The organism is Enterobacter cloacae complex sp. P42RS (assembly GCF_014930595.1).
GTDB classification, from domain to species: domain Bacteria; phylum Pseudomonadota; class Gammaproteobacteria; order Enterobacterales; family Enterobacteriaceae; genus Enterobacter; species Enterobacter bugandensis.
Window position 1 is genome coordinate 48,460 of the sequence record NZ_JADBRK010000006.1, and the last position, 24,397, is coordinate 72,856.

The 24,397-nt window shown below is 54.8% G+C and carries 25 protein-coding genes and 3 pseudogenes; 15 read left to right on the forward strand and 13 right to left on the reverse strand.

Annotated elements, in window-relative coordinates:
* Positions 1-49 precede the first annotated feature (49 nt).
* Positions 50-1,438, forward strand: a complete 1,389-nt coding sequence (gene pheP / locus IM314_RS10225) for a phenylalanine transporter (protein WP_193359309.1) — start codon at positions 50-52, stop codon at positions 1,436-1,438.
* Between the two features lie 159 nt (positions 1,439-1,597).
* Positions 1,598-2,329: pseudogene (locus IM314_RS10230) on the forward strand (DDE-type integrase/transposase/recombinase); the annotation flags it as partial.
* A 442-nt stretch (positions 2,330-2,771) separates the two neighbouring features.
* Here the strand turns inward: IM314_RS10230 and IM314_RS10235 are convergent.
* Both IM314_RS10235 and IM314_RS10240 read right to left on the reverse strand, forming a co-directional pair.
* A complete protein-coding gene (locus IM314_RS10235) occupies positions 2,772-2,996 on the reverse strand; it encodes a hypothetical protein (RefSeq protein ID WP_193359297.1) in 225 nt (74 codons plus the stop codon).
* A complete protein-coding gene (locus IM314_RS10240; RefSeq protein ID WP_193359301.1) occupies positions 2,984-3,163 on the reverse strand; it encodes a hypothetical protein in 180 nt (59 codons plus the stop codon). The genes IM314_RS10235 and IM314_RS10240 overlap by 13 nt, the downstream gene beginning before the upstream one ends.
* On the opposite strand from IM314_RS10240, the pseudogene IM314_RS10245 reads away from it, so the two are divergent.
* Positions 3,153-3,338 (forward strand): annotated as a pseudogene (locus IM314_RS10245) (serine hydrolase); the annotation flags it as partial. The gene IM314_RS10240 and the pseudogene IM314_RS10245 overlap by 11 nt on opposite strands.
* An 89-nt stretch (positions 3,339-3,427) precedes the next feature.
* On the opposite strand, the gene IM314_RS10250 reads toward IM314_RS10245, so the two are convergent.
* The 5 genes and pseudogenes from IM314_RS10250 to IM314_RS10265 all read right to left on the reverse strand — a co-directional run bounded on the left by IM314_RS10250 (position 3,428) and on the right by IM314_RS10265 (position 6,172).
* Entirely contained in the window at positions 3,428-3,907 is a 480-nt protein-coding gene (locus tag IM314_RS10250) for a type VI secretion system tube protein TssD (protein ID WP_193359296.1), read from the reverse strand.
* 203 nt (positions 3,908-4,110) lie between these two features.
* A complete protein-coding gene (locus tag IM314_RS10255; RefSeq protein WP_060573752.1) occupies positions 4,111-4,818 on the reverse strand; it encodes a hypothetical protein in 708 nt (235 codons plus the stop codon).
* Between the two features lie 179 nt (positions 4,819-4,997).
* Positions 4,998-5,174, reverse strand: a pseudogene (locus IM314_RS21980) (integrase); the annotation flags it as partial.
* A 227-nt stretch (positions 5,175-5,401) separates the two neighbouring features.
* The gene (locus IM314_RS10260) at positions 5,402-5,704 is read right to left on the reverse strand and encodes a hypothetical protein (protein ID WP_060573750.1); all 303 of its coding nucleotides are present in this window, start codon (positions 5,702-5,704) and stop codon (positions 5,402-5,404) included.
* A 9-nt stretch (positions 5,705-5,713) separates the two neighbouring features.
* Positions 5,714-6,172 carry an Arm DNA-binding domain-containing protein gene (locus IM314_RS10265; protein WP_193359295.1) on the reverse strand — a complete coding sequence of 153 codons (459 nt, stop codon included), beginning with the start codon at positions 6,170-6,172 and terminating at the stop codon, positions 5,714-5,716.
* Between the two features lie 554 nt (positions 6,173-6,726).
* Here IM314_RS10265 and IM314_RS10270 point away from each other — a divergent pair.
* The 4 genes from IM314_RS10270 (at position 6,727) to IM314_RS10285 (ending at position 11,185) form a co-directional block, all read left to right on the forward strand.
* Complete coding sequence (locus tag IM314_RS10270) at positions 6,727-7,962, forward strand: MFS transporter (protein WP_193359294.1); 1,236 nt, start codon at positions 6,727-6,729, stop codon at positions 7,960-7,962.
* A 15-nt stretch (positions 7,963-7,977) separates the two neighbouring features.
* Positions 7,978-9,003: a sugar phosphate isomerase/epimerase gene (locus IM314_RS10275; protein ID WP_193359293.1), complete on the forward strand. Its 1,026-nt coding sequence runs from the start codon at positions 7,978-7,980 to the stop codon at positions 9,001-9,003.
* On the forward strand, positions 8,996-10,138 hold the full coding sequence (locus tag IM314_RS10280; protein ID WP_193359292.1) for a Gfo/Idh/MocA family protein: 1,143 nt from the start codon (positions 8,996-8,998) through the stop codon (positions 10,136-10,138). Before IM314_RS10275 ends, IM314_RS10280 begins: the two co-directional genes overlap by 8 nt.
* A 75-nt stretch (positions 10,139-10,213) precedes the next feature.
* The gene (locus IM314_RS10285; RefSeq protein ID WP_047362669.1) at positions 10,214-11,185 is read left to right on the forward strand and encodes a LacI family DNA-binding transcriptional regulator; all 972 of its coding nucleotides are present in this window, start codon (positions 10,214-10,216) and stop codon (positions 11,183-11,185) included.
* On the opposite strand, the gene IM314_RS10290 is transcribed toward IM314_RS10285, so the two are convergent.
* A complete protein-coding gene (locus IM314_RS10290; protein ID WP_041911005.1) occupies positions 11,186-12,430 on the reverse strand; it encodes a mechanosensitive ion channel family protein in 1,245 nt (414 codons plus the stop codon).
* A gap of 65 nt (positions 12,431-12,495) precedes the next feature.
* Positions 12,496-13,932: an MFS transporter gene (locus tag IM314_RS10295; protein WP_193359291.1), complete on the reverse strand. Its 1,437-nt coding sequence runs from the start codon at positions 13,930-13,932 to the stop codon at positions 12,496-12,498.
* A 107-nt stretch (positions 13,933-14,039) separates the two neighbouring features.
* On the opposite strand from IM314_RS10295, the gene IM314_RS10300 reads away from it, so the two are divergent.
* The 4 genes from IM314_RS10300 (at position 14,040) to IM314_RS10315 (ending at position 16,327) form a co-directional block, all read left to right on the forward strand.
* Entirely contained in the window at positions 14,040-14,909 is an 870-nt protein-coding gene (locus tag IM314_RS10300; protein ID WP_047367648.1) for a helix-turn-helix transcriptional regulator, read from the forward strand.
* A gap of 139 nt (positions 14,910-15,048) precedes the next feature.
* Positions 15,049-15,378, forward strand: coding sequence for a type II toxin-antitoxin system RelE/ParE family toxin (locus IM314_RS10305; protein WP_028012246.1), 330 nt, complete (start codon positions 15,049-15,051; stop codon positions 15,376-15,378).
* Complete coding sequence (locus IM314_RS10310; protein ID WP_028012247.1) at positions 15,359-15,646, forward strand: helix-turn-helix domain-containing protein; 288 nt, start codon at positions 15,359-15,361, stop codon at positions 15,644-15,646. The genes IM314_RS10305 and IM314_RS10310 overlap by 20 nt, the downstream gene beginning before the upstream one ends.
* Positions 15,647-15,724: 78 nt before the next feature.
* On the forward strand, positions 15,725-16,327 hold the full coding sequence (locus IM314_RS10315; RefSeq protein ID WP_045260722.1) for a hypothetical protein: 603 nt from the start codon (positions 15,725-15,727) through the stop codon (positions 16,325-16,327).
* Between the two features lie 27 nt (positions 16,328-16,354).
* On the opposite strand, the gene nfsB is transcribed toward IM314_RS10315, so the two are convergent.
* The 3 genes from nfsB to IM314_RS10330 form a co-directional block, all read right to left on the reverse strand.
* The gene (nfsB, locus tag IM314_RS10320; protein WP_193359290.1) at positions 16,355-17,008 is read right to left on the reverse strand and encodes an oxygen-insensitive NAD(P)H nitroreductase; all 654 of its coding nucleotides are present in this window, start codon (positions 17,006-17,008) and stop codon (positions 16,355-16,357) included.
* A 120-nt stretch (positions 17,009-17,128) separates the two neighbouring features.
* On the reverse strand, positions 17,129-17,497 hold the full coding sequence (locus IM314_RS10325; protein WP_136486460.1) for an MmcQ/YjbR family DNA-binding protein: 369 nt from the start codon (positions 17,495-17,497) through the stop codon (positions 17,129-17,131).
* Positions 17,487-18,077 carry a TetR/AcrR family transcriptional regulator gene (locus tag IM314_RS10330; protein ID WP_028012251.1) on the reverse strand — a complete coding sequence of 197 codons (591 nt, stop codon included), beginning with the start codon at positions 18,075-18,077 and terminating at the stop codon, positions 17,487-17,489. The genes IM314_RS10325 and IM314_RS10330 overlap by 11 nt, the downstream gene beginning before the upstream one ends.
* 190 nt (positions 18,078-18,267) lie before the next feature.
* Between IM314_RS10330 and IM314_RS10335 the strand changes: the two genes are divergently transcribed.
* The gene (locus IM314_RS10335) at positions 18,268-19,371 is read left to right on the forward strand and encodes a RomA family MBL fold metallo-hydrolase (RefSeq protein ID WP_047362673.1); all 1,104 of its coding nucleotides are present in this window, start codon (positions 18,268-18,270) and stop codon (positions 19,369-19,371) included.
* 32 nt (positions 19,372-19,403) lie between these two features.
* On the forward strand, positions 19,404-19,745 hold the full coding sequence (locus IM314_RS10340; protein ID WP_028012253.1) for a RamA family antibiotic efflux transcriptional regulator: 342 nt from the start codon (positions 19,404-19,406) through the stop codon (positions 19,743-19,745).
* A 56-nt stretch (positions 19,746-19,801) separates the two neighbouring features.
* On the opposite strand, the gene IM314_RS10345 is transcribed toward IM314_RS10340, so the two are convergent.
* Positions 19,802-20,050, reverse strand: a complete 249-nt coding sequence (locus IM314_RS10345) for a DUF1158 domain-containing protein (protein ID WP_041910998.1) — start codon at positions 20,048-20,050, stop codon at positions 19,802-19,804.
* 488 nt (positions 20,051-20,538) lie between these two features.
* Here IM314_RS10345 and IM314_RS10350 point away from each other — a divergent pair, with 488 nt between their 5' ends.
* Positions 20,539-23,247: a cation-transporting P-type ATPase gene (locus IM314_RS10350; protein WP_193359300.1), complete on the forward strand. Its 2,709-nt coding sequence runs from the start codon at positions 20,539-20,541 to the stop codon at positions 23,245-23,247.
* Between the two features lie 83 nt (positions 23,248-23,330).
* On the forward strand, positions 23,331-24,395 hold the full coding sequence (locus IM314_RS10355) for an efflux RND transporter periplasmic adaptor subunit (protein ID WP_193359289.1): 1,065 nt from the start codon (positions 23,331-23,333) through the stop codon (positions 24,393-24,395).
* Positions 24,396-24,397: the final 2 nt, after the last annotated feature.

Sequence of the window (24,397 nt, forward strand, 5' to 3'; positions counted from 1 at the left end):
CATGAAGTGTTAAAACGTGCCCCTTCTAAAAAAGAGACAGGGGTAGGGCGTGAAAGACGCGTCATCCGCTTCAGGCCATGGTCGCGCTGAAGCCTCGTCGGATCAGAATCCGACGCTGCAACGTGGTTTGCAAAATCGACATATTCAGTTAATTGCCCTCGGCGGCGCAATCGGTACCGGGCTGTTTCTCGGCATCGGCCCCGCCATTCAGATGGCCGGCCCGGCGGTTCTGCTGGGTTACGCTATCGCCGGGATTATCGCCTTCCTGATCATGCGCCAGCTCGGCGAGATGGTCGTTGAAGAGCCGGTGTCAGGCTCCTTCGCGCACTTTGCCTATAAATACTGGGGCCCGTTCGCAGGCTTCCTCTCCGGCTGGAACTACTGGGTGATGTTCGTGCTGGTGGGGATGGCGGAGCTGACCGCTGCAGGCATCTACATGCAGTACTGGCTGCCGGACGTGCCCACGTGGATCTGGGCGGCGGCCTTCTTCATCATCATTAACGCCGTTAACCTCGTCAACGTGCGCCTGTACGGTGAAACCGAGTTCTGGTTTGCGCTGATTAAGGTGCTGGCGATTATCGGCATGATCGGCTTTGGCCTGTGGCTGCTGTTCTCCGGCCAGGGCGGCGAGCGGGCCACTATCGACAACCTGTGGCAGTACGGCGGCTTCCTGGCGACTGGCTGGAAAGGGCTTATCCTCTCGTTGGCGGTGATTATGTTCTCCTTTGGCGGTCTGGAGCTGATTGGCATTACCGCGGCCGAAGCGCGCGACCCGCACAAAAGCATTCCGAAAGCGGTCAACCAGGTGGTGTACCGTATTCTGCTGTTCTATATCGGCTCGCTGGTGGTGCTGCTGGCGCTTTACCCGTGGGTGGAAGTGAAGTCCGACAGCAGCCCGTTCGTGATGATTTTCCACGATCTCAACAGCAACGTGGTGGCTTCGGCACTGAACTTTGTCATTCTGGTGGCCTCTTTGTCGGTGTACAACAGCGGGGTCTACTCCAACAGTCGTATGCTGTTTGGCCTCTCCGTACAGGGCAACGCACCGAAGTTCCTCACCCGCGTCAGCCGCCGCGGCGTGCCGGTCAATTCGCTGTTCCTTTCCGGCGCGATTACGTCTCTGGTAGTGCTAATCAACTACCTGCTGCCGAAACAGGCCTTCGGCCTGCTGATGGCGCTGGTTGTCGCCACGCTGCTGCTGAACTGGATCATGATCTGCCTGGCGCACCTGCGTTTCCGCGCGGCGATGCGCCGTAAGGGACGTGAGACACAGTTCAAAGCGCTGCTCTATCCGGCGGGGAACTACCTCTGTATCGCGTTCCTGGCGCTGATTCTGGTGCTGATGTGCACCATGGATGAGATGCGGCTTTCAGCAATGCTGCTGCCGGTATGGGTGGTGTTCCTGTTTATCGCGTTTAAGCTCTCACGCAAAAAGTAGCGCGGTTTTCTCCCTCTCCCTGTGTGCTGAGGGATCCCCAGTAAATAATGCCAGCACGGACGACCCCCTCTCCCTTAGAGGGTGTACGGTCCGGGGACATAGTGAACACTTATTCGGGGACATGGTAGACACTTACAACTGAGGCATAAGAACCCGTTTATGGAGTCGCTTATGCCCTGGGATGCGAGAGATACCATGTCATTACGTACCGAGTTTGTACTGTTCGCCTCGCAGGACGGGGCGAACATCCGTTTCCTCTGCCGTCAGTTCGGCATTTCTCCTGCCACCGGCTACAAGTGGCTTCAGCGCTGGGCTGAGGAAGGTGCCTCCGGTCTTCAGGACCGCTCCCGCGCACCTCATCATTCCCCGAACCGCTCATCTGACGACATCACGGCCCTGCTGCGCATGGCGCATGACCGTCATCAACGCTGGGGCGCCCGCAAGATTAAGCGCTGGCTTGAAGACCAGGGGCACCGTATGCCCGCCTTCAGCACCGTTCATAACCTGATGGCCCGTCACGGCCTGCTGCCGGGCACTTCACCGGGCATTCCCGCCACGGGACGGTTCGAACACGACGCGCCGAACCGGCTCTGGCAGATGGATTTTAAGGGCCACTTTCCCTTTGGCGGTGGCCGCTGCCATCCGCTCACCCTGCTGGATGACCACTCCCGTTTTTCCCTGTGCCTGGCACACTGTAACGATGAACGGCGCGAGACCGTGCAGCAGCAGCTGGTCAGCGTGTTTGAACGCTACGGCCTGCCGGACAGGATGACGATGGACAACGGCTCACCGTGGGGCGACACCACCGGCACCTGGACGGCGCTGGAGCTGTGGCTGATGCGCCACGGTATCCGGGTGGGGCACTCCCGGCCTTATCATCCGCAGACGCAGAGATTAACCCGCCCCTCTCCCACTGGTCGCGAAAAGGTATCTTTTCTGACCCGATATCAGGCAACCGGATTTTTTCCTCTATAGGCCCTCTCAAAGGGTTGTCTCAGTTGTCTCAAAAAGCATCTTTGCATTTTAAATCAGCCTGTTACGGGAACTTTCTGAGACAACACAGCCCGGTTTTGAGACAACACGTTAACATTTCTGAGACAGCTGCGGTGTGGGGGACCTTGTTGCTTAAAAAAAAAGCCAGCCAGAAACAGATAAACGGAAAACGGAAAACAGATTTTTATGTTGGTTCAGAATAGCCCTTTGTTGTCTCAAAAACACCTGATGTTGTCTCAGTGTTGTCTCAATAAAAAAGATAAATAATTAATAATAAGGAATTATTTATTTTATCTCTTCTCTGAACCAACATAAAAACGGGGCTGCTAATGTGAATGCGCTATTCTGGCTTGCTGTCATCCACCAGCAGCACGGCATAGGCCTGTAGCTGTCGGTTGTTCATATGCTGGATGCGGGGCGTACGGCTCTGCCAGCTTCTGCCGCTGGCGGGCATTTTGAGCATCCCGGCTTCATACAGCACACGGGCGGCCTGGTTCACGTCAAACCCGTTCGCCAGTTCATCCTTAAACGGCGCGGGGAGCACGTAGAACGTTACAGGCTCCACGGTCTGGCGCCCTTGTCCTTATATCCGGCAAGGCTGTGAACGTTAAGCTGGCTCAGTTCGTCAAAATCAACGGGAATAAAGCGGCTGATGCTGTTTGCCATCAAAAAGGCGGTGGCCTGTTCAATAATCTGTTCATGCTCCTTGTTGCCTGTGCCAAATGCATCCACGACACCGACATTCGATGTCTTAGCCAGCAAAGAAACGTATGGGCACACAGGATGGACAGGAACGCTAACGGCTATCGATCCTGTAAATCATATGGCTATCGTTATTCTTGGCAATAGACCGCATTCCCCGGTAGCTGACCCCACAAAAAATCCTAATGTATTTGTAAGTGGATGATTATCCGCAGCCACATACGGCTGGATAGTTGATCAGATATACGGCGCACTGAAGTAAATAAGAAAAGGGACTCTAATGAGTCCCTTATTTTATGCTATAGCCCGTTCATTCCATGAATCTTTAAACATTATATTCCCATCACAATATTTCCATTCGATAGATTCATAGCGAATCTCAACTTCTTCCATATGTTTACCTGCTACACCAAGTGGAAATATTACTGGAGAAATCCTTGTTATCTTTACATTTTCCAATATTATATTAAAATATTCTACCTCTATTCCTGCCTCATTAATCTTGTACATTTTAATCAGGGCTGACTTAAATATTCTACCCTGGCATACTCCTCTGAATAAGTAGGGGGTGAGTCGGTCAATTTCTTTTTCAAAATTAATCGGGACATGTAGACGTGTTCCTGTAAGTTTTCCAGTGTTATGATCTGTGGGAATCCATATAGAATGATTGAAAGATTTGAGTTCTGTGGAACCCAATCGTGTAGGCATTAAACATTCACCGATTAAAGGTGAATCATTTTCATCGGTAAGCCAAATATGTGCTGGTATAGACATTTATTTTTTTCTCTCATAAAAAAATGAAAAATATAGGACAATAACAATTATAATCCCGACTACGGAAGTTGTAATAGCAGGATTATCAATATACTTTACAGGTATATATGATAATAAAATTATAACTAAAATAGTTAAGTACGTTTTCAATTGGAGGGTTAAATCATCAAAGATAAGCCTAAATATTTCTTTTAATATCTTTTTCATAGGCCAGCCATTCGTTTTAATGCATTAATTATATCAGCATTAGATGCTGTGCTTATATTTAAATAACCAACATCTAAAACTACTGGCTCTATTAGAAAGTACATCATTTCAAGGTTTTCCGAGTAAAGAGCATTATAGAACAGTGGCAGAAAATATTTTAAATTGTGTGCACTATCAGCAGCATGTTGAACCGTACCGTATGTACTTAATGCTATTAATCCCCCTGATGTAAGGCCTCCAATTTTTTTCATCATTGCACTTTGTATAACTCCATTGATTTTACTCCCGTAGCAAATGTATTTAACAACTGAATAGACTAGTGCAAACCTTGAAGCTTGCATAACTGAATAGTGTGTTGTAGGCGGCACAACTTTTCTAAGAATAATGTCTTTTTCACTTTCATTTTTACTTTTAAGCAACGTTTGCACATAAATTAATATCATCCTAAAAATTATATTTCTATGCTTAACAAGTTCATACAAACCTAGTAAAAAACGCTTATCCTCATTTCCAAGCTGTTTACAAACATCTTTATAATTTTCTGTAAAGCAGGAAGTGTAATAAAGTGCTCTTGTTGCACCATCACCGAGATTATTTACATATTCGATAAAACCATCTTTCACACCAGCCATAGCCTTATCTAATCTCACGGCTAATTCTTTGTCGGTTCCTATTTTGTTTATAATATCTTCACTGTAATACATAGTATACCCCTTGGATTCGATACATTGATCATCTTATACATAACGCATTGCTTATAGTGATCACGATCTCAATTCCAGGATGTATATAAAAAAAGCCACCTTTATATTGCCCGGATAAATAGGTGGCTTGAAATAATTAACCTGATGAATGTAATGCTTAATTAATTGTTGTTCATTATCTATTTTAGCTTATATTCCCATTTCACAAGAGCTTCCAACTTTTCTTCACTATAATCATATCTATCATAATGGACTGATGATACGTCATGTAAAGCATGATGCTGTATTCTATCACGAATCTCTTTTGTAATTTTAATTTGCCCGGCCAAAGTTTTGAACGTCCTTCTAAAATCGCGGGGGACTGAATTCATCAATATTATTATTCATACAGTATCGCTTAATGTTATCTAACAGCAAGTCACTGGACATAAACATTGTATATCCGTTTGAAAACTTACCCTGTTTTCCAAGAGTTACTTTCCTCTCCAGGTTAGTTAATTTCTTTTCATGGTTATGATTGGGGAAAATATACTCATGTTCTGGATAACGTGAAATCATTATATCTAGTAACTTAATTGCCGTATCACAAAGGATAAAATGATACCATTTTTTGTTTTGTAAAATGAAGGTGGAATAGATAAAACCATGTTTGTTTTGTCGTAATATTTCTTCGGTAAAGCCATAATCTCATACGGGCGCTGGCCTCCACAGAAAAAATTAACTGTATGAGAACAGTAATATCGGGATTAAAGAAATCAACCTGTGTTTGTTTAAGCAACAAAGAAAGATCATCAAAGCTAAGGAATATTTCACCGATATATGATTCATCTTCTGAAACTTCGAGCACTGGTATAGCAGAAACCGGATTGAAGGGAATATCAAACATAACGTTCGGTTAATCCAGTAAATGTAATTTGCCGCACTTCACTCCCCATGAAAAGAGAGTGTGCATGTAAGAACGAATCTGGTTTACCCAGGGACGCTTTTGAGTGCGTTTATGAACGTAATTTAGGATCGCGCGTATATCATTTGTTGTGATTTTCTTTGCAATAATGGTCTCCGGTAGCATTCCGCTGTCAGAAATCACAGATCGCAGGGTTTCATAGTGATGATAGCTACGTTTGCCTGAAGCAATAGGATCTGTTTTATGCGCTTCGAAGAGATCAGCAAGCGTCCCGTATTTTGAAGAGACTTTGATAACGTCCTGACATGAAGAAAGGCTTTCGAACTTCTCAACAGCGCTACTGATTGACATAGCCGGGTAGTCACCCAGTGTCTGAAATTTTGCTGCTTTGCCCACAAAATGAGGGTACACGAAAGTCTTGCGTCCAGAAGGGTAAACACGTACATCCACACGACCCGTCCCGCGCTCGCCGCTTGCTTGATAAGCTATGTAAGCGGCGGCTTTTGGGGGAAGGCTATCAAGAGCTTTAGCAGTAAAGTTTATTTGCTTTATTCATATCCTTTGCATAATGAGCGCATACATATTCGCAGTTCAAGCTCATAAACTAGTGCAAAATAAACTGTTTCTTAAACTATGCGGTAATAAGCAAGGCTAACTCAAGCTACGGATAAAAAATCAATAAAATCAATGTCTTTTAACTTGAATTACCACGCTTTTTTTCAATTATTTTGACATTTTTTTATGTGGGAGAGGGCCGAGGTGAGGGCACCAGACCGCACCCGCCTTCACGCCCGGTGGCGCTGCGCTTACCGGGCCTACATGTTCGGGGCCGTTATTATTTCGCAGGTCGGGTAAGGCGCAGCCGTCACCCGGCACCTCCCCTTCACCTTTATCGTGACTCCCCTCCCAATTCTGTTTCGATCCACAGGATCTTTTATTTGTAATCGATTACTTTTCATTTGAGTGATTTTGTAATCGATTACTTTTTCCGGGTGAGGCTTATCATGGTGTCAACTGAAAGTAGTGAAAAGGCGATAACACAGCACCGGCTACTGGTGCCGCGGCTGTCGCTGATGATGTTTCTGCAATTTTTTATCTGGGGTAGCTGGTCGGTCACGCTTGGCCTGGTGATGACCCAGCACAACATGTCTCTGCTGATTGGCGATGCGTTCTCCGCCGGGCCCATCGCCTCCATTCTCTCGCCGTTCGTACTCGGGATGCTGGTGGACCGCTTCTTCGCCTCGCAGAAGGTGATGGCGGTGATGCACCTCGCGGGCGCGGCGATCCTCTGGTTCGTGCCGGGGGCGCTGATTGCCGAGAACGGCGCGCTGCTGATTGGCCTGCTGTTTGGCTACACGCTCTGCTACATGCCGACGCTGGCGCTGACCAACAACATCGCGTTCCATAGCCTGGCGAACGTGGATAAAACCTTCCCGGTGGTGCGCGTGTTCGGCACCATCGGCTGGATCGTGGCGGGCATTTTCATCGGCGTCACCGGCGTGGCGTCCAGCGTTACCATTTTTCAGGTAGCGGCGGCCAGCTCCGTGCTGCTGGCGCTTTACAGCCTGACGCTGCCGCACACGCCTGCGCCCGCGAAAGGCCTGCCGGTGAAGGTGCGCGATCTCTTCTGCGCGGATGCCTTTGCGTTGCTCAAAACCCGCCACTTTTTCGTCTTCTCCGTCTGCGCGATGCTGATCTCCGTCCCGCTCGGCACCTATTACGCCTACACCGCCTCGTATCTGGCGGATGCAGGAATTGCCGACGTCAGCACCGCCATGTCCTTCGGGCAGATGTCCGAGATCTTCTTCATGCTGGTCATTCCGCTGCTATTCCGCCGCCTGGGGGTGAAGGTCATGCTGCTGATCGGCATGCTGGCGTGGTTTGTGCGCTACGCCATGTTCGCGCTGGGCGTCGGCGAGGAGGGGCGCATTCTGCTGTATCTCGGCATTCTGCTCCACGGCGTCTGCTACGATTTCTTCTTTGTCGTCGGCTTTATCTACACCGACCGGGTGGCAGGCGAAAAGGTCAAAGGCCAGGCCCAGAGCATGATCGTGATGTTCACCTACGGCATCGGCATGCTCCTCGGCTCGCAGATTTCCGGCGCGCTCTATAACCGCCTGGTGGCAGGGCAGACCGTGCCGCAGGCGTGGGTGACATTCTGGTGGATCCCGGCGGTGGCGGCCGCGGCGATCGCGCTGATTTTCCTTCTCACGTTTAAGTATGACGATGACAAGGCGTAACGTTCAGGAGGTGGTATGAGGACGATGAAAGGACCCGGCATTTTTCTGTCGCAGTTTATTGGCACAGAAGCGCCGTTTAATTCGCTCGACGGGCTGGCTGAATGGGCGGCAGGTAAAGGTTATAAGGCGGTGCAGATCCCCTGCAACCATCCGCACATCTTTGACGTCGAGAAAGCCGCAGAGAGCCAGGCCTACTGCGACGACATCACCGCAAAGCTGGCTGCGCACGGGCTGGCGATCAGCGAGCTGTCGACCCATCTGGAAGGGCAGCTCGTGGCGGTGAACCCCGCTTACAGCGACGCGTTTGACCACTTCGCGCCCGCATCAGTGCGCGGTAACGATGCTGCGCGTCGGGCGTGGGCCACGGAGAAGCTGAAGCAGGCGGCGGTCGCCTCGGCAAGATTAGGTCTGAAAGCGCACGCCACCTTCTCCGGCTCGCTGGCGTGGCCGTTTTTCTATCCGTGGCCGCCGCATAACGAGCAGCGTTTTCAGGAAGCGTTCGAGGAGCTGGCAACCCGCTGGCGGCCAATACTGGATACCTTTGGCGAGCAGGGGGTGGACGTCTGCTTTGAGCTACATCCCGGGGAAGATCTGCACGACGGCGTGACCTTCGAGCGTTTTCTGGCGCTCGTGGATAACCATCCGCGCTGCAACATCCTCTTTGATCCGAGCCATATGCTGCTCCAGCAGATGGACTATCTGGCCTTTATCGACATCTTCCATGCGCGTATTAAAGCGTTCCACGTGAAGGATGCCGAGTTTCGCCCCAGCGGACGCAGCGGCGTGTACGGCGGCTACCAGCCGTGGATCAACCGCGCCGGTCGCTTCCGTTCGCCCGGTGACGGGCAGATCGACTTTAAGGGCATTTTCAGCAAGCTGACCCAGTACGACTACGACGGCTGGGCGGTGCTGGAGTGGGAGTGCTGCCTGAAGGATGGCGATACCGGGGCGAGTGAAGGCAGCGAATTTATTCGCCGCCATATCATTCCCGTTTCCGGACGGGCGTTTGACGATTTCGCCGCAGGGGGCAGTCATGATTAACGTCGGGATCGTCGGCAGCGGGTTTATTGGCCCGGCACATATCGAGGCGCTCAGGCGCCTCGGGTTTGTTCAGGTGGTCGCGCTGTGCGACGGCTCGCTCGTTAAGGCGCAGGAAAAGGCGCGCCTGCTAAACGTACCGCACGCGTACGGCAGCGTTGAGGAGCTGCTCGCGCACCCTGATTTGCACGTGGTGCACAACTGCACGCCGAACCACCTGCACGCACAGATTAACCGCCAGATCCTGCGCGCGGGCAAACACGTGTTTTCTGAAAAGCCGTTGTGCATGACGCCTGAGGAGGCGCGCGAGCTGGTGGCGCTGGCGGAGCAGGCGGGCGTGGTGCATGGCGTGAGCTTCGTCTATCGCCAGTTTGCGATGGTGCGTCAGGCGGCGAGCATGCTGCGCGCGGGCAGCCTCGGGCGGATTTTTGCCTCACACGGCAGCTACCTACAGGACTGGATGCTGCTGGAAACCGACTACAACTGGCGGGTGGATGCCGCGCTCGGCGGCGCATCGCGCGCGGTGGCGGATATCGGCTCCCACTGGTGCGACACGGTGCAGTTCGTCACCGGGCGGCGCATTACCGAGGTGATGGCTGATTTATCCATCGTCTGGCCGACGCGCAGGGCCAGCAAGGGCGGGAATCAAACCTTCTCCCATGACGAACAGGCGGAGTATGAAGACAAACCAGTCACGACCGAAGACTTTGGCTCGGTGCTGTTCCGCTTTGACGACGGCAGCAAAGGCAGCTTTAGCGTCTCGCAGGTAAGCGCCGGGCGAAAAAACCGTCTGACCTTTGAGATCAACGGCAGCGAGCGGTCGGTGGCATGGGATCAGGAGATCCCGCAGCAGCTGTGGATCGGCCATCGCGCGCAGGCCAACCAGACGCTCACCGACGATCCGGGGCTGATGAACCCTGACGTGGCCGACAGCGCCCATTTCCCTGGCGGGCATATTGAAGGCTGGCCGGATGCCTTCAAAAATATGATGGCGCAGTTCTACCGCGCCGTGCAGGCGGGCGCAATGCCGGAGACGCCGCAGTTTGCGACCTTTCACGATGGCGCAAACGTGATGTATATCATTGATGCCATTGTGAAAAGCCATCAGCAGCAGCGCTGGGTGCGCGTGGAATGCTGACGCATTGCCCGGTTCGCCGGGCAACAAATTTATGGTAGCCTGCACAAAACGCTAACCGCAGGATGTATCGTCGCTATGTCAATTCAGAAAATCGCTCAGCTGGCCGGGGTTTCCGTGGCGACGGTCTCCCGCGTGCTGAATAACAGCGACACCGTGAAGGCGAAAAACCGCGAGCGCGTTCTGCAGGCGATTCAGGAGAGCAACTACCAGCCAAACCTGCTCGCCCGTCAGCTGCGCACCGCCCGCAGCTATATGATCCTGGTGATGGTGTCCAACATCGCCAACCCGTTCTGCGCCGAAGTGGTGAAGGGCATCGAAGCCGAGGCGGAGAAAAACGGCTACCGCATTCTGCTGTGCAACTCCGGCTCGGACATCGAGCGCTCCCGCTCGGGCTTGAGCCTGCTTTCAGGCAAAATCGTCGACGGCATTATCACCATGGACGCCTTCTCGAAGCTGCCGGAACTTGCCGCGCTGATTGGTTCTGCGCCGTGGGTGCAGTGCGCCGAATACGCCGATGCGGGCGCGGTCTCCTGCGTCGGCATCAATGATGTGGACGCTTCACAGCATGCCGTCAGCCAGCTGGCCGACGGCGGCCGCAAGCGTATCGCGATGATCAACCACGATCTCAGCTACAAGTATGCCCGCCTGCGCGAACGCGGCTACAAGAGCGTGATCCACCTGCGGGATCTGGACTATCAGGCGGTGGAGTATGCCAGCGATCTCAGCTCCGGGGCGGGCATGGCGGCGATGCAAAACCTGTTAAAAGATAATCCGCCGGATGCAGTATTTGCCGTTTCCGATACGCTGGCGGCAGGCGCGCTGCGCGCCATTCAGCAGGCAGGTCTGCGGGTGCCAGAGGATATTGCCGTGGTCGGCTTTGACGGTACGGAGCTGGCGGACATGATTTCACTCACTACCATCGAACAGCCGTCGCGGGATATCGGGCGCAAGGCGGTCAATCTTCTCTTAAACAAAATCGACAACCCGGATGCGCCCACGGAAAGGGTGATGATGGACTGGCGCTTTATTTCCCGCGCCAGCACCTGATTATCTGGCAATAACGCCTGCCAGGGAGCGAATATCGTTCCCGGTCGGCGACTGGTGAATACGCAGGCCAAACTCATCCACTACCGCGAAAATATGGTCGAAGATATCGGCCTGAATATCTTCGTATTCCGCCCAGATTACCGTATTGGTAAAGGCATATATTTCAATCGGCAGCCCGTTGGCATCCGGCGCCAGCTGACGCACCATCAGCGTCATATCTTTACGAATACGCGGATGGTTACGCAGATATTCATTCAGGTAGGCGCGGAAGGTGCCGATATTGGTCATCTTGCGCAGGTTTAATACCGATTCCCCTTCGCCGTTCTGCTGATTCCACAGGCTAATTTCCTCATGGCGCGCGGCCAGATAAGGCTTCAGCAGTTTTGCCTGAATCAGCTTCTGCTGCTCCTGCTCGTCGAGAAAATGAATGCTGGTGGTATCGATATTCAGGCTGCGCTTGATGCGTCGCCCGCCGGAGGCGGACATCCCACTCCAGTTGATAAAGGCGTCGGAGACCAGCGCCCACGTCGGAATGGTGGTGATGGTGTTATCGAAGTTGCGTACTTTAACGGTCGTCAGGCCGATGTCCGTCACTGTACCATTAGCGCCGTACTTCGGCATCTCCAGCCAGTCGCCGAGCTTGAGCATGTCGTTGGCGGAAAGCTGAATACCCGCCACAAGGCCGAGTATGGGGTCTTTAAACACCAGCATCAGGACGGCGGCCATCGCACCCAGACCGCTGATCAGAATCGCCGGGGACTGGCCGATCAGCAGGGAGATAATCAATATCCCCACCAGGATAGCGCTCACCAGCTTGATGCCCTGGAAGATCCCCTTCAGCGGCAGCTGCGAGGCGGTCGCCATCTTTTGCGACAGATTAAATATCACGTCCAGCAGCGAGAAGAAGGAGAGCAGGGCATACACCATCACCCACAGCTTCGCGCAGGTGGTGAGTATTTCCGCCGCTTCGCTGCCTTTTTGCAGCCACAGTACCGCCTGAACGTTGACGATTATCCCCTGCAGGGTAAAGGCCAGACGGTGAAATAATTTATTCTGGGTAATAATTTGCAGCCATAAATGGCTACTGGCCTGCGCGCGTTTCTCGAATGCGCGCAGCACCAGTTTGTGCAAAATAAAATGAACAATGATGGCGGTGAGAAAAATAATACCAAAGATAATCACTAAAGAGGTGGTGTGATTAATTTCAATCCCTAACTCTTCAACCTGAGCAATTAATTCCTGCATAACGTCTCCTGTATTGTTGCAGCCCCATAATGGCGGCTGCGGATCTATTATGCAAATTCACAGGGTTATTTGGCGGCCTCACAGACCTTCACTACCGGCAGGCAGAGACGATGACGCATGCGCAGCGTCGCCAGCGCCAGGATAACCATCAGGCCGGTTTCCACCGCCAGGAAAAGGTTAATCGCCTGCACGTAATCCCCGTAGTAATGCTGCAGCCCGTGCAGCAAAATCGCCCCGAAAATGGCCGGTCCCAGACCCAGCGCGGCCTGCTGCAGCGTGCTGAGAATGGCGCTTGCGGCCCCTGCGTCGTCAGGCTGGATGTCGCGCATCCCGATGCGGTAGAAGCTGTTTACAATCAGCGCCTGACCGTAGCCCACCAGCCCGGTGGCAGGGGCCAGCGTCAGCGCGGTATTGTTCACGCCCCAAAGCCGGAACGTCGCGATGAGCGCCAGCAGGCCGATTATCTGAATTGCCAGACCCGTCAGCAGAATCGTGCTGGTACTGTAGCGGGCAATCAACCGCGGCGCGAACCAGGCAGAGATAAAATAGGTCACGCCCAGGGCGATAAAGCTGTTCCCGGACTGCCACGGCGCCATCCCCAGACCGGTCTGCATGGTCAGCGCCATACAGAACATAAACCCGGACCAGACGCTGAAAAAGAGCAGCGCAATCACGATGCCAAAGCGAACGCTGCGAAGCTGAAGCAGGCGTGGCGGGATCAGCGGATGGGCATTCTCTCGCTCCTTTTTGCGTGCGTTCTGCGCCATCAGCCAGGCCAGCGGAATAATGGCAAGAAGCATAACCTTCAGCGACCACGGCCAGTGCCACTGCGGACCGAGCGCCATCGGGAACAGCAGGCAGCAAAGAATGAGGGCCAGCAGCACGGTGCCTGTCCAGTCGATGCGCGACGGCGTTTCGCGACGGGTTTCCGGCACGTAGCGGCGGCTTAACGCCAGCACCACCAGACAAATCGGCACGTTGATAAAGAAGGCGTTACGCCAGCCCAGCCCGGCGATATCCGCCGACACCAGCCAGCCGCCGCCCATCTGCCCGACGATAAACGCAATCCCGCCAATGCCGCCAAACAGGCTAATGGCTTTCGCGTGGGCGCTCCCTTTTAGCGTGACGTGCAGCGTGGCGAGGATCTGCGGCATGATGAGCGCTGCCCCCGCGCCCTGAACGATGCGTGCGGCCAGCAGTAGTTCAATATTTCCCGCCATCCCGCACAGCAGCGAGGCCAGCCCAAAAACTGCCACGCCCCACATAAACAGGCGACGGCGGCCACGGTTATCCCCCAGCTTGCTGCCGAGCGCAAGGCAGACGGCAAAGGCCACGCCGTAGAGAGCGACAATGAGCTCCAGCTCGGTGGCGGTGGCGTGCAGCGAGTGGGTGATGGCGTCCAGCGCCACGTTGGTGATTGAGGTATCAATCATCGGCAGCATCTGGCCGGTTAACAGCAATATCAGGCCTGCGCGACCCGGTGAAACAACTGACGTATTCATGGTAACTCCATTGCGTCATTCATCAGATGGTCGTAGCATCAACCATCTGATAAACGGGTACCAGTTCTTGCTTATACTGGTACTGGCACTACCATGCAGGGGGATTTATGGCCTTGATGTCTGAACCCGTCACCTCACTTCAGGATGACACCCGAAAACAGCTGGGGGCATTTTTACGCGCCCGGCGGGAAAGCCTCGATCCCCAGCGTCTCGGCCTGCCGCGCAGCGGTCGGCGGCGCACGCCGGGCCTGCGCCGGGAAGAGGTGGCGATGCTCGCTGACGTGGGCGTGACCTGGTACACCTGGCTTGAGCAGGGCAGGGACGTCAACCCCTCCAGCGCAGTGATGGCCGCCATCGCAAAAGCGCTGCAGTGCACCCCGACCGAGGCCCGGCATCTTTTCGTGCTCGCCGGCTTGCCGCCGGGTGAAGCCCCGCAGGCGGTCTGCTGCGAGGGCATCAGCGAAGGCACGCGCCGACTGCTCGATACCCTGATGCCTAAACCCGCCAGCATTCAGAAGCCCAACTTCGACATCGTCGCGTGGAATGACAGCTTCGGGCATCTCATGGGCGTCGATTTCAACGCCATCCCGCCGGAAGACCGCAACTGTATTTATCTGTTCCTCACGCATCCGGCGTGGCGCGCGCGACTCGGCAGACGCGACGACGTGCTGCCCATCTTTGTCTCCTATTTTCGCGCGGCGATGGCCGAACACCGGGGCGATCCGCTGTGGGAGGCCAAGCTGGCGCGCTTCTTCGCGGTGTCCGAAGAGTTCAAAACCCTGTGGCACCAGCGCAACGACGTGCGCGGCGTAGAGAACCAGCTCAAGCTGTTTACCCATCCAGAACTGGGAGATTTTACGCTGCAGCAGATGTACTGGTACTCCGCGCCGCGAAACGGATCGCGGCTACTGGTGTATCTCCCGGTGGATGAGGCGGGGGAAAGGGCGATGGAATGGCTGGCGGCGCAGGGGAAGTAAGTTTTTTGCGAGGCGCTTTCAGGTAATCAAAGCGGCTCCGGTTCTTCCTGTTAAAAATGGGTAAGGTGGGACACGAAAAGCTAAATTAGCCTTTAATGCAAATTGCCTTATGTGCTAATATCATCAGGGATGAAATATCGTGTTCAGACTTATCGTTCATGAGGCGGTAAGGGAAGAGATTCTCTTACTGCCTGCTGGGGTGAAGGCGAAGCTGATTCGCCAGCTTGATAAATTGCGTTTAAACCCGACGGCTCTTCGGGAACCTGACAGCAAACCATTGCCGCATGGCCTGTTTGAAATAAGGACCGTTGGGCTGATCCATACCCGAGGTATCTATGTTTACCAGCGGGAAAAGACGATTTTTCTTTTGCGCGTGTTTGTTAAGAAGACGCAAAAAACGCCCTCTGCTGAACTTCGTCTGGCACTGAAGCGACAACAGGAGATGTTGGATGAGCAAGAAGATTATTGACTGGGATGAACTCAGGGCTGAACTGTTAAGCGATTCAGAGGTTCAGGCTTCCTTTGATGCAGAAGAGCGCAAGGAGCGTTTGCGGGAGATGCTGGCGCAATGGCGCAATCATGCTGGCCTGACGCGCGCCCAGGTGGCGGAGCGGATGGGCGTCAGCGCACCAACGGTATCAAGAATGGAAGCGAATATTACCCGGGCGAGTCTTGATACATTAACGCGTTATGCGCTGGTGTGCGGGATAAAGCATCCGCAGATTACGCTCTATTGACGCTTAATCAACTTACTGAATTTACGCGATTTCTATTGGAAGTTAAGTTGACTATACTTATGCGATGAGAAACAACTAATGTCGCCACTAATGATTGATTCCGCAGAGTTCAGCCAAAAACTCGGGCTTATCTCCCGAAACGTCGAACATACCGAAGCATTTCTGGCGCGGGGTACTGCGGATTTTCATCTGCCGGGGTTCTTGCTGCCTGTCGGATACCGGCTTTTAAAATCGCGTTATGGTGATGAATATCGTCTCGTGACTACCGATGACGGTAAGCCTTATACGGCGTATGCCGTGAAGCTTACATTTCATAAAGAAATTACCTTTCCCCACGGTGCCGCCACGCAGGTGATGGTATGGCGTACCCCGCGCGCCGTCCACCAGCGCGTAATAAGCGGATTACCGCAATTATTTTTCCAGTGGGTGCTCAGCGAATACGACATCGTAGTCTCCGACAGCGAGCAAACGGGGGACGGGCAACGGTTCTGGCTGCGCATGATCGACTGGGCGTTCACCATGAACTATCGCATTAGCGTAGCAGACGGTACAGTGGGAGAAGAATGGACGTTAACGCCCGTAAACTCTTACGCCGAGCTGGAAGAGCGCTGGATTGCCTTTGCCTGGGGAAGCGATCGCGATGTACATCCACACCGCAGGCTGGTCATCAGTAAAACGTAACGGGCCGCGTGCAGCGACCCGTTTGAATCAGCACTCGGTCACAATCGTGCTCAGCGGCAGACGAGACTTCGGCAGCGTGGCGTTAAAATCTTCCACGCTGTGATGCCCAACTGGCACCACCACCAGGCTGGTGAAGCCTTTCTCTTTCAGGCCAAACTCTTCATCCAGAATCGCCGCGTCAAAGCCTTCAATCGGCACCGCGTCCAGGCCCATCGCGGCCACGCCCAGCAGGAAGTTACCGACGTTCAGGTAAACCTGTTTCGCCATCCACTGGTCGTCATCTTTCAGATCCACGCGGTGCATATCGGCGAAATAGGTGCGGCCCTTGTGGTTCGCGGCTTTGGCTTCTGGCGTGGCGAAACGGCCATCAGCCTCTTCCTGATCAACGACGCGCTCAAGCCAGGCGTCGTCCATCGCGGTTTTCGCGCAGAACACCACCACGTGAGAGGCGTCCAGCATTTTGCGTTCGTTGAACACGTAAGTGCCCGCCGCGGATTTCGCCACGCGGGCTTTACCTTCCTCGGTGCTGGCCACAATGAAGTGCCACGGCTGGGAGTTGGTGCTGGACGGGCTGTACTGCAGCAGGGTTTTGATTTTCTCTGCTTCTTCAGCGGTCAGTTTTTTGGTTGGGTCGAACGCCTTGGTAGAGTGGCGTTTCAGGGCGACAGAAATGATATCCATAACTACTCCTGGTAATGAAATTCGCCCGTGCGCGGGCGCGAAAGGAGAGCAGATTACCGCGCGAAGCGGCAAAAGATAAGTGCGATTCGAGCGGTTATACTGTTCGGCACAGACGAACAATCAGGCAGGGCGTATCCATTTCTGGTCTTTTTTCGGCAGCTTATCGACGACCAGGTTCCACGAATCCGCGATTAGGTCGGCGACCAGTTCTGGCGTGATGTCCTCGGTGCCGTAGAGCGAAATCCAGTGTTTTTTATTGAGGTGGTAACCCGGCTCAACGCCACGGTAAATGTGCTGATTTAACAGGGATTTTTCCGGGTCGGATTTCAGGCTAACGTGGGGGCGTCCGTGCGCGGTGGCCATCAGCATAAAAATTTTCCCGCCCACCTTAAACACGTCGTACTCGGGGCCAAACGGCCAGCAGTGTTCGGTGAAAGGCATCTCCAGCGCGACGCGTTTTGCGTGCGCCTGCAGGGATTTACTGTCCATCGTTATCCTCCTGAGCCAGCCCGCGCCACATGGCTTCGAAACCCAGCGCTTTAAAATCGGTAGCGCGGGACGGATCGCGGGTGGCAAACTCCATGGTGGTTTCCGCCAGCGATAAGAAAAGCGCATCGCCAAACGTTTTGAATTCATCGGACATAAACACCGGGCGCACCGAACGACGGCATAGCTCGTGAAGTTCCGGAAACATCTCTTTCACCGCCTGTTCCGTTTCAGCGCTTAGCTTTTCACTCACGCCAATCTGGCGGATTGCCGCATGCGCCACGGGGTTACGAATCCCCCAGTCCACGTAGCTGTTCCAGATATTGCGGGTATGCTCTTTAGGAAGCGTGAGGGTGCGATCGAGGTTCGCCAGCATGGTCTGGCAGAGATCCTGCTTGAGGTGCAGGTAAAGGGCATTCAGCAGATCGTCTTTAGTAGCAAAGTAGCGAAACAGCGTGCCTTCAGCGACGCCCGCATTACGGGCAATTAACGCCGTTGAGGCGGCAATACCTGACTGTGCAAATGCCACCGTCGCGGCTTCCAGTAAGGCCTGTTTTTTATCTTCACTCTTCGGACGTGCCACTAAATTTTTCCCCCTTTCAATTATAAAAACCCTGATTGAAACACGTGCTTTGACACGCTGCAACGCGGAATGTCAAAGATCGAAAACGTCTTGACGACTTTATCATCATATCTATAATGAGTGCTTACTCACTCATAATCAAGTTTCCCCCGCGTAAACCATCGGATGGCGCGCGTTTTCGGGTCAGGATATGAAAAAGCCTCTCTTCATCTGCGTGGTGTTCCTCATGATTATTGCTTCAGCTGCGAGTTTACCGTTTGTTCTGAATGCCGGATTTGGCCAGCCGCCGCAGGGTGCGCAGCTTACGGAAGTGGAGGCTTCTCCGCACTATCGCGACGGGAAGTTCCACAACGCGCTCCCGACGCCTGGCTTTACCGGGCAGCAAAACATGCTGGTGGCGTGGTGGCAGTTCCTGACCCGTAAAACCGAAAACGCTCGTCCGGCGCAGCCGCTGCCGCTGGTGAAAACCGATCTGGCGAGCCTGCCTCTGGAGCAGGATACGCTGGTGTGGCTCGGCCACTCCTCGTGGTATATGCAACTGGCGGGAAAACGCATTCTGATCGACCCGGTCCTCGGCAACTACGCCGCGCCGTTCTCGTTCCTCAATAAAGCGTTTGCGGGAGAGTATCCGTGGCGCGCGGAGAGCATGCCGGAAATCGACCTGCTGATTATCTCGCACGATCACTACGACCATCTGGACTACGCCACCATCCGGGCGCTGCTGCCGAAGGTGAAGCGCGTCGTCACGCCGCTCGGCGTGGGATCCCACCTGCGCTACTGGGGAATGAAGCCTGAGATTATCGACGAACGGGACTGGAACCAGTCGGTGCACATCAGCGATGCGCTGACGGTTCACGTCCTGCCCGCGCGCCACTTCTCGGGGCGCGGCATTAAGCGTGACCAGACCCTGTGGGGCAGCTTCATGTTTGTCACGCGAGAGCAGAAGGTCTACTACAGCGGCGATTCCGGTTATGGCCCGCACTTTAAGGCCATCGGCGAACAGTTTGGTGAAGTGGATTTAGCCATCATGGAAAACGGCCAGTACGACCAGGACTGGAAGTACATCCACATGCTGCCGGATGAAACGGCGCAGGCCTCGGCGGACCTCAATGCGAAAGCGGTGGTGCCGGGGCATAACGGACGTTTCGTGCTGGCGAAACACACCTGGAACGATCCGCTGATCCAGCTGGCGCGGGCCAGCAAGGACAAAAATTATCGGCTGCTGACGCCGGAGCTGGGTGAGCCGGTCCGGGTGAGCGATAGCACGCAACAATTTCGTGAGTGGTGGGAATAATGTTGAACCAAGAAACAGAGGGGGAGAGCAGCATGACGATTTCCGCTCAGGTCATTGATACGATTGTCGAATGGATCGATGACAACCTACACCAGCCGCTACGCATCGAAGAGATCGCCCGCCACGCGGGTTACTCCAAGTGGCATTTACAGCGGCTGTTTATGCAGTACAAAGGCGAAAGCCTGGGGCGCTACATCCGCGAGCGCAAGCTGCTGCTGGCGGCGCGGGATCTGCGTGAATCTGACGAGCGCGTGTACGAAATCTGCCTGCGCTACGGCTTTGAATCGCAGCAGACGTTTACGCGCATCTTTACCCGCACCTTCCATCAGCCGCCCGGGGCTTACCGCAAAGAGAACCATAGTCGGGCGCATTGAAATTGACGAAACAAAGGCCGGGTAAGGCATCGCTGCTACCCGGCTTTTTTATTGGCCTACGACGCCAGTGAAAACCAGCGGCGCCAGACGAAACGCAGGATGAAGAATTCGATAGCGCCGAGCAGTAAAAACCACACGCAGAACAAAATGGTGTAGAGCTGGTTCAGGTCGACCATATGAAAGGTTTGAACCAGCTTCTGCGCCAGCACCAGACCCAGCGACGGCGCGGGTAGCAGTAAGCAAGAGATCAGGGCCATCAATAAAATGCCCCCCGCAGTCAGCAGCGATTCCAACGGGTGTTTCATCGTAATGTTAATCGTCAGTTAAAAATGTCATTGTCCGGCATCCTTTAACGTAAAGCAATATCAACCCGTCGGCCCTTTTTTAATTAAATAATTCCTTCCCCCGAAGAATAATGCGCGGAAGGAGAATAATTTAATCCTGATGATTAAATTAATATCGCGCTATGTAAATAAATGTCTGCATCACGAAAATAATTTTACAAACATATAGGTGCTATATCCAATTAACGTCGCAATAACAATGGCTGCGACAATGTATAACGCCAGGCGCCGTCCGCGATAAATACCAAACATGGTTCCCCCTCGTTTAGGATTGGTTTAGAAATATTTTGTAAAAATCAGCTCGTCGAAATAATTTTAATCAATTTTGAATAACCCAGTGGTAAATATATTGCGGTAGATCAATTTTACCCGCAAGACTTTAAAATCAATTTATTTAAGCCAGAAAGGAATTCAGGCTTCTGTTCACCGGATATTGAAGGAAAAATATGATGACCGAAAAAAAATACTCCCCAAACGTGCCGCCTTCCGGCGGGCTGGCATACCAGCAGACCGCAGAGCAGGTGCTTACCCACGTGCAGAGCCAGGCCAGCGGTCTGGATCGTGCAGAGGCGCAGGCGCGTCTGCAAAAAACAGGGCCGAACGCGCTGCCGGAGAAAAAAGGTAAACCCGCCTGGCTGCGTTTTTTGGCCCATTTTAACGATGTGCTGATTTACGTTCTGCTGGCCGCCGCGGTATTAACGGCGGTAATGGGTCACTGGGTCGATACGCTGGTAATTTTGGGCGTGGCGGTCATCAATGCGCTAATTGGCCATATTCAGGAAAGCAATGCGGAAAAATCCCTGAAGAGTATTCGCAATATGCTCTCCAGCGAGGCGCGCGTTATTCGTAACGGCAATCATGAAACTATACCCACAACTGAAATAGTTCCGGGCGATATTATTGTATTGCGCGCGGGGGATCGTATTCCGGCGGATATGCGTTTAATCGAAGCGCATAATTTACGCGTGGAGGAGGCGATTCTGACCGGTGAGTCCACCGTGGTGGATAAACACACGAATTCGCTGAGCGGCGAATTACCGCTGGGCGACCGCACCAATATGGTTTTTTCCGGGACGACCGTGAGCGCAGGCGGCGGCGTCGGCGTGGTCACCGCGACCGGTAAGGATACGGAACTCGGCCACATCAACCAGATGATGGCAGGCATTGAAAAGCACCGTACCCCGCTGCTGGTGCAGATGGACAAGCTCGGTAAAGCCATCTTCGTCATTATTCTGGCGATGATGGCCGCGCTGTTCGTCTTCAGCCTGATGTTCCGCGAGATCCCGATGGGCGAGCTGCTGCTCTCCCTGATCAGCCTGGCGGTCGCCTCCGTACCGGAAGGCCTGCCGGCGATTATCTCCATCATCCTCTCCCTGGGCGTACAGGCGATGGCACGCAAGCGGGCGATTATCCGCAAGCTGCCGACGGTTGAAACGCTGGGCGCGATGACCGTGGTCTGCTCGGATAAAACCGGGACCCTGACCATGAACGAGATGACGGTAAAAGCCATTATCACCGCCGACGTCTGCTACCGCGTGGACGGTAACAGCTACGAGCCGGTAGGCAATATCTACCTGGAAGGCAGCGACGAGCCGGTGCAGATCCAGCCGGGCACCGTGCTGGAGCAGTACCTGCGCACCGTTGACCTGTGCAACGACAGCCAGCTGATTCAGGACGAGCGCGGCCTGTGGGGCATTACCGGTGGGCCGACCGAGGGCGCACTGAAGGTGCTGGCGGCGAAAGCTAACCTTGAGCCGGTGATGACCACGCTGGTTAATAAGATTCCGTTCGACTCGCAGTATAAGTACATGAGCACCCACTACCAGATTGGCGGTGAGGATCAGATTTTGATTACCGGCGCGCCGGACGTCATTTTCGCCCTGTGCAACCAGCAGCAGACGCGCAACGGTGCGGAAGCCTTCAACCGCGCGTACTGGGAAACGGAGATGGAGCGCTATGCGCGTCAGGGGCTGCGCATGGTTGCCGCGGCGTTCAAGCCGGCGAACGGCGAACAGGCGTTAACGCACGACGACCTGAGCCACGGCCTGATTTTCCTCGGCATTGCCGGAATGATGGATCCGCCGCGCCCGGAAGCGATTGATGCGATTAACGCCTGCCAGCAGGCGGGGATCCGCGTCAAGATGATCACCGGCGATCACCCGCAGACGGCGATGAGCATCGGCCAGATGCTGGGGATCAGCAACAGCGAGCAGGCGGTCACGGGCTATCAGCTGGAGAAAATGGACGACGCCGAGCTGGCGGAAGCGGCGGTGAAGTATGACATCTTCGCCCGTACCAGCCCGGAGCATAAGCTGCGCCTGGTGAAAGCGCTACAGGACAAAGGTGAAATCGTCGGCATGACCGGTGACGGCGTAAACGATGCCCCGGCGCTGCGCCAGGCGGACGTCGGCATCGCGATGGGCATTAAGGGCACGGAAGTCACCAAAGAGGCGGCGGACATGGTCCTGACGGATGATAACTTCGCCACCATCGCCAGCGCGGTGAAAGAGGGGCGTCGCGTTTACGACAACCTGAAGAAAACCATCCTGTTCATCATGCCGACCAACCTGGCGCAGGGGCTGCTGATTGTGATTGCGCTGCTGGCGGGGAACATCATTCCGCTAACGCCAGTGCTGATTCTGTGGATGAACATGGCGACCTCCGCCACGCTCTCCTTCGGCCTGGCCTTTGAGGCCGCCGAGCGCAACATCATGCGCCGCCCGCCGCGCCAGACCGGGCAGCACGTGATGGATGCCTACGCCGTATGGCGCGTGGCCTTCGTCGGCACCATGATTGCCATCGCCGCCTTTGCGCTTGAAGCCTGGCTGGCCCCGCGCGGGCACAGCGCGGAGTTCATCCGCACCGTGCTGCTGCAGATGCTGGTCTGCGCCCAGTGGGTGTACATGATTAACTGCCGCAACACCGAAGGGTTCTCCCTCAACCGCGGCCTGCTGGCGAACAAAGGGATCTGGCTGGTGACGGGCGTACTGTTCCTGCTCCAGGCGGCCATTATCTACCTGCCGTTTATGCAGATGCTGTTCGGCACCGAAGCGCTGCCGCTGCGCTACTGGTTCGTGACGCTGGCGGTGGCTGGGGTGATGTTCTTCGTCGTCGAAATCGAGAAGCGACTGACCCGCAGGTTCCGTAAGGCTGCATAACGAAAATCTTACCCCTCACCCTAACCCTCGCCCCTTTGGGGAGAGGGCCGGGGTGAGGGGAGAAACAACGCTGAGGTACTCCCATGAAACTTCCACTCCTGTTCGCCCTTCTTGTCAGTACCCTGCAACCCGTCTTCGCCGCCGCGATCCCCGTTCGCGTCGCCACCGTGGAGCAGACCGCCCATGCCGCCGAGCGCCAGATCCCGGGCCGCATCGAAGCCATTCACACCGTTGAGCTGCGCGCGCGTACGGAAGGCGTGATAACGAAAATCAACTTCCGCGACGGGCAGTACGTGAAAAAAGGCGACGTGCTGTTCGAGCTGGACGACGCCGAGCCACGCGCTGCCCTGCGTCTGGCGCAGGCTGAAGTGAGAAGCGCCGAAGCCACGCTGCGTCAGGCGCAGCAGCAGCTTTCCCGCTTCGAAAGCCTGGGCAGCAGCAACGCCATCAGCCGTCACGACGTGGATAATGCCCGCATGCAGCGCGACGTGGCGAGCGCCGCGCTGGAGCAGGCGAAAGCCCGGCTCGACACCCGCAGCGTCACCCTGAACTACACCCGCATCACCTCGCCGATTGACGGTCGCGTGGGCCACAGCCAGTTCCACGTGGGCAGCCTGGTGAATCCTGCCAGCGGCGTGCTGGTGGAGGTGGTGCAGCTCGATCCCATCCGCATCGCCTTTGCGCTGGAAGAGGGCGCGTTTGCCACCAAAGCCGGACAGCACGCGGATATCAGCGCCATGAAGCAGGCCTGGCAGGCGCTGATCGACAGCAACGGCCAGCGCGTCGGCGGGGAACTTACCTCCGTGGACAACCGGATCGATCCGCGCACCGCCAGCGTGATGCTGCGCGCCGAGTTTGCTAACCCGCGCCACCAGCTGCTGCCCGGCGGCAACGTGAATGTCTATTTGCGTCCGGCAAGCGAGCAGCCGGTGCTGACGCTGCCTGCCGCCGCGGTCCAGCAGAACGGCGCCGGGTTCTTCGCCTGGGTCGTTAATGCCCACGGCAACGCCGAAAGGCGCCCGCTAAACGTGGCCGGCCAGATCGGCCAGCAGTTTCAGATTGCCTCCGGCGTGAAGCCCGGTGAGCGAGCGATTACCGACGGCGCGCAGCGCGTGCAGCCCGGCGCTGCCGTCCAGATACTCAATTAAGG

Excerpts from the sequence above, each read along its gene's own strand:
- IM314_RS10270 (WP_193359294.1), top strand. The coding sequence starts at position 6,727 with ATGGTGTCAACTGAAAGTAGTGAAAAGGCGATAACACAGCACCGGCTA.
- IM314_RS10285 (WP_047362669.1), top strand. The coding sequence starts at position 10,214 with ATGTCAATTCAGAAAATCGCTCAGCTGGCCGGGGTTTCCGTGGCGACG.
- IM314_RS10350 (WP_193359300.1), top strand. The coding sequence starts at position 20,539 with ATGACCGAAAAAAAATACTCCCCAAACGTGCCGCCTTCCGGCGGGCTG.
- IM314_RS10250 (WP_193359296.1), bottom strand. The coding sequence starts at position 3,907 with ATGTCTATACCAGCACATATTTGGCTTACCGATGAAAATGATTCACCT.
- IM314_RS10325 (WP_136486460.1), bottom strand. The coding sequence starts at position 17,497 with ATGGACAGTAAATCCCTGCAGGCGCACGCAAAACGCGTCGCGCTGGAG.
- IM314_RS10345 (WP_041910998.1), bottom strand. The coding sequence starts at position 20,050 with ATGAAACACCCGTTGGAATCGCTGCTGACTGCGGGGGGCATTTTATTG.
- IM314_RS10300 (WP_047367648.1), top strand. The coding sequence starts at position 14,040 with ATGGCCTTGATGTCTGAACCCGTCACCTCACTTCAGGATGACACCCGA.
- IM314_RS10280 (WP_193359292.1), top strand. The coding sequence starts at position 8,996 with ATGATTAACGTCGGGATCGTCGGCAGCGGGTTTATTGGCCCGGCACAT.
- IM314_RS10255 (WP_060573752.1), bottom strand. The coding sequence starts at position 4,818 with ATGTATTACAGTGAAGATATTATAAACAAAATAGGAACCGACAAAGAA.
- IM314_RS10310 (WP_028012247.1), top strand. The coding sequence starts at position 15,359 with ATGAGCAAGAAGATTATTGACTGGGATGAACTCAGGGCTGAACTGTTA.
- nfsB (WP_193359290.1), bottom strand. The coding sequence starts at position 17,008 with ATGGATATCATTTCTGTCGCCCTGAAACGCCACTCTACCAAGGCGTTC.
- IM314_RS10260 (WP_060573750.1), bottom strand. The coding sequence starts at position 5,704 with ATGTTTGATATTCCCTTCAATCCGGTTTCTGCTATACCAGTGCTCGAA.
- IM314_RS10315 (WP_045260722.1), top strand. The coding sequence starts at position 15,725 with ATGTCGCCACTAATGATTGATTCCGCAGAGTTCAGCCAAAAACTCGGG.
- IM314_RS10355 (WP_193359289.1), top strand. The coding sequence starts at position 23,331 with ATGAAACTTCCACTCCTGTTCGCCCTTCTTGTCAGTACCCTGCAACCC.
- IM314_RS10335 (WP_047362673.1), top strand. The coding sequence starts at position 18,268 with ATGAAAAAGCCTCTCTTCATCTGCGTGGTGTTCCTCATGATTATTGCT.
- IM314_RS10295 (WP_193359291.1), bottom strand. The coding sequence starts at position 13,932 with ATGAATACGTCAGTTGTTTCACCGGGTCGCGCAGGCCTGATATTGCTG.
- IM314_RS10340 (WP_028012253.1), top strand. The coding sequence starts at position 19,404 with ATGACGATTTCCGCTCAGGTCATTGATACGATTGTCGAATGGATCGAT.
- IM314_RS10275 (WP_193359293.1), top strand. The coding sequence starts at position 7,978 with ATGAGGACGATGAAAGGACCCGGCATTTTTCTGTCGCAGTTTATTGGC.
- IM314_RS10290 (WP_041911005.1), bottom strand. The coding sequence starts at position 12,430 with ATGCAGGAATTAATTGCTCAGGTTGAAGAGTTAGGGATTGAAATTAAT.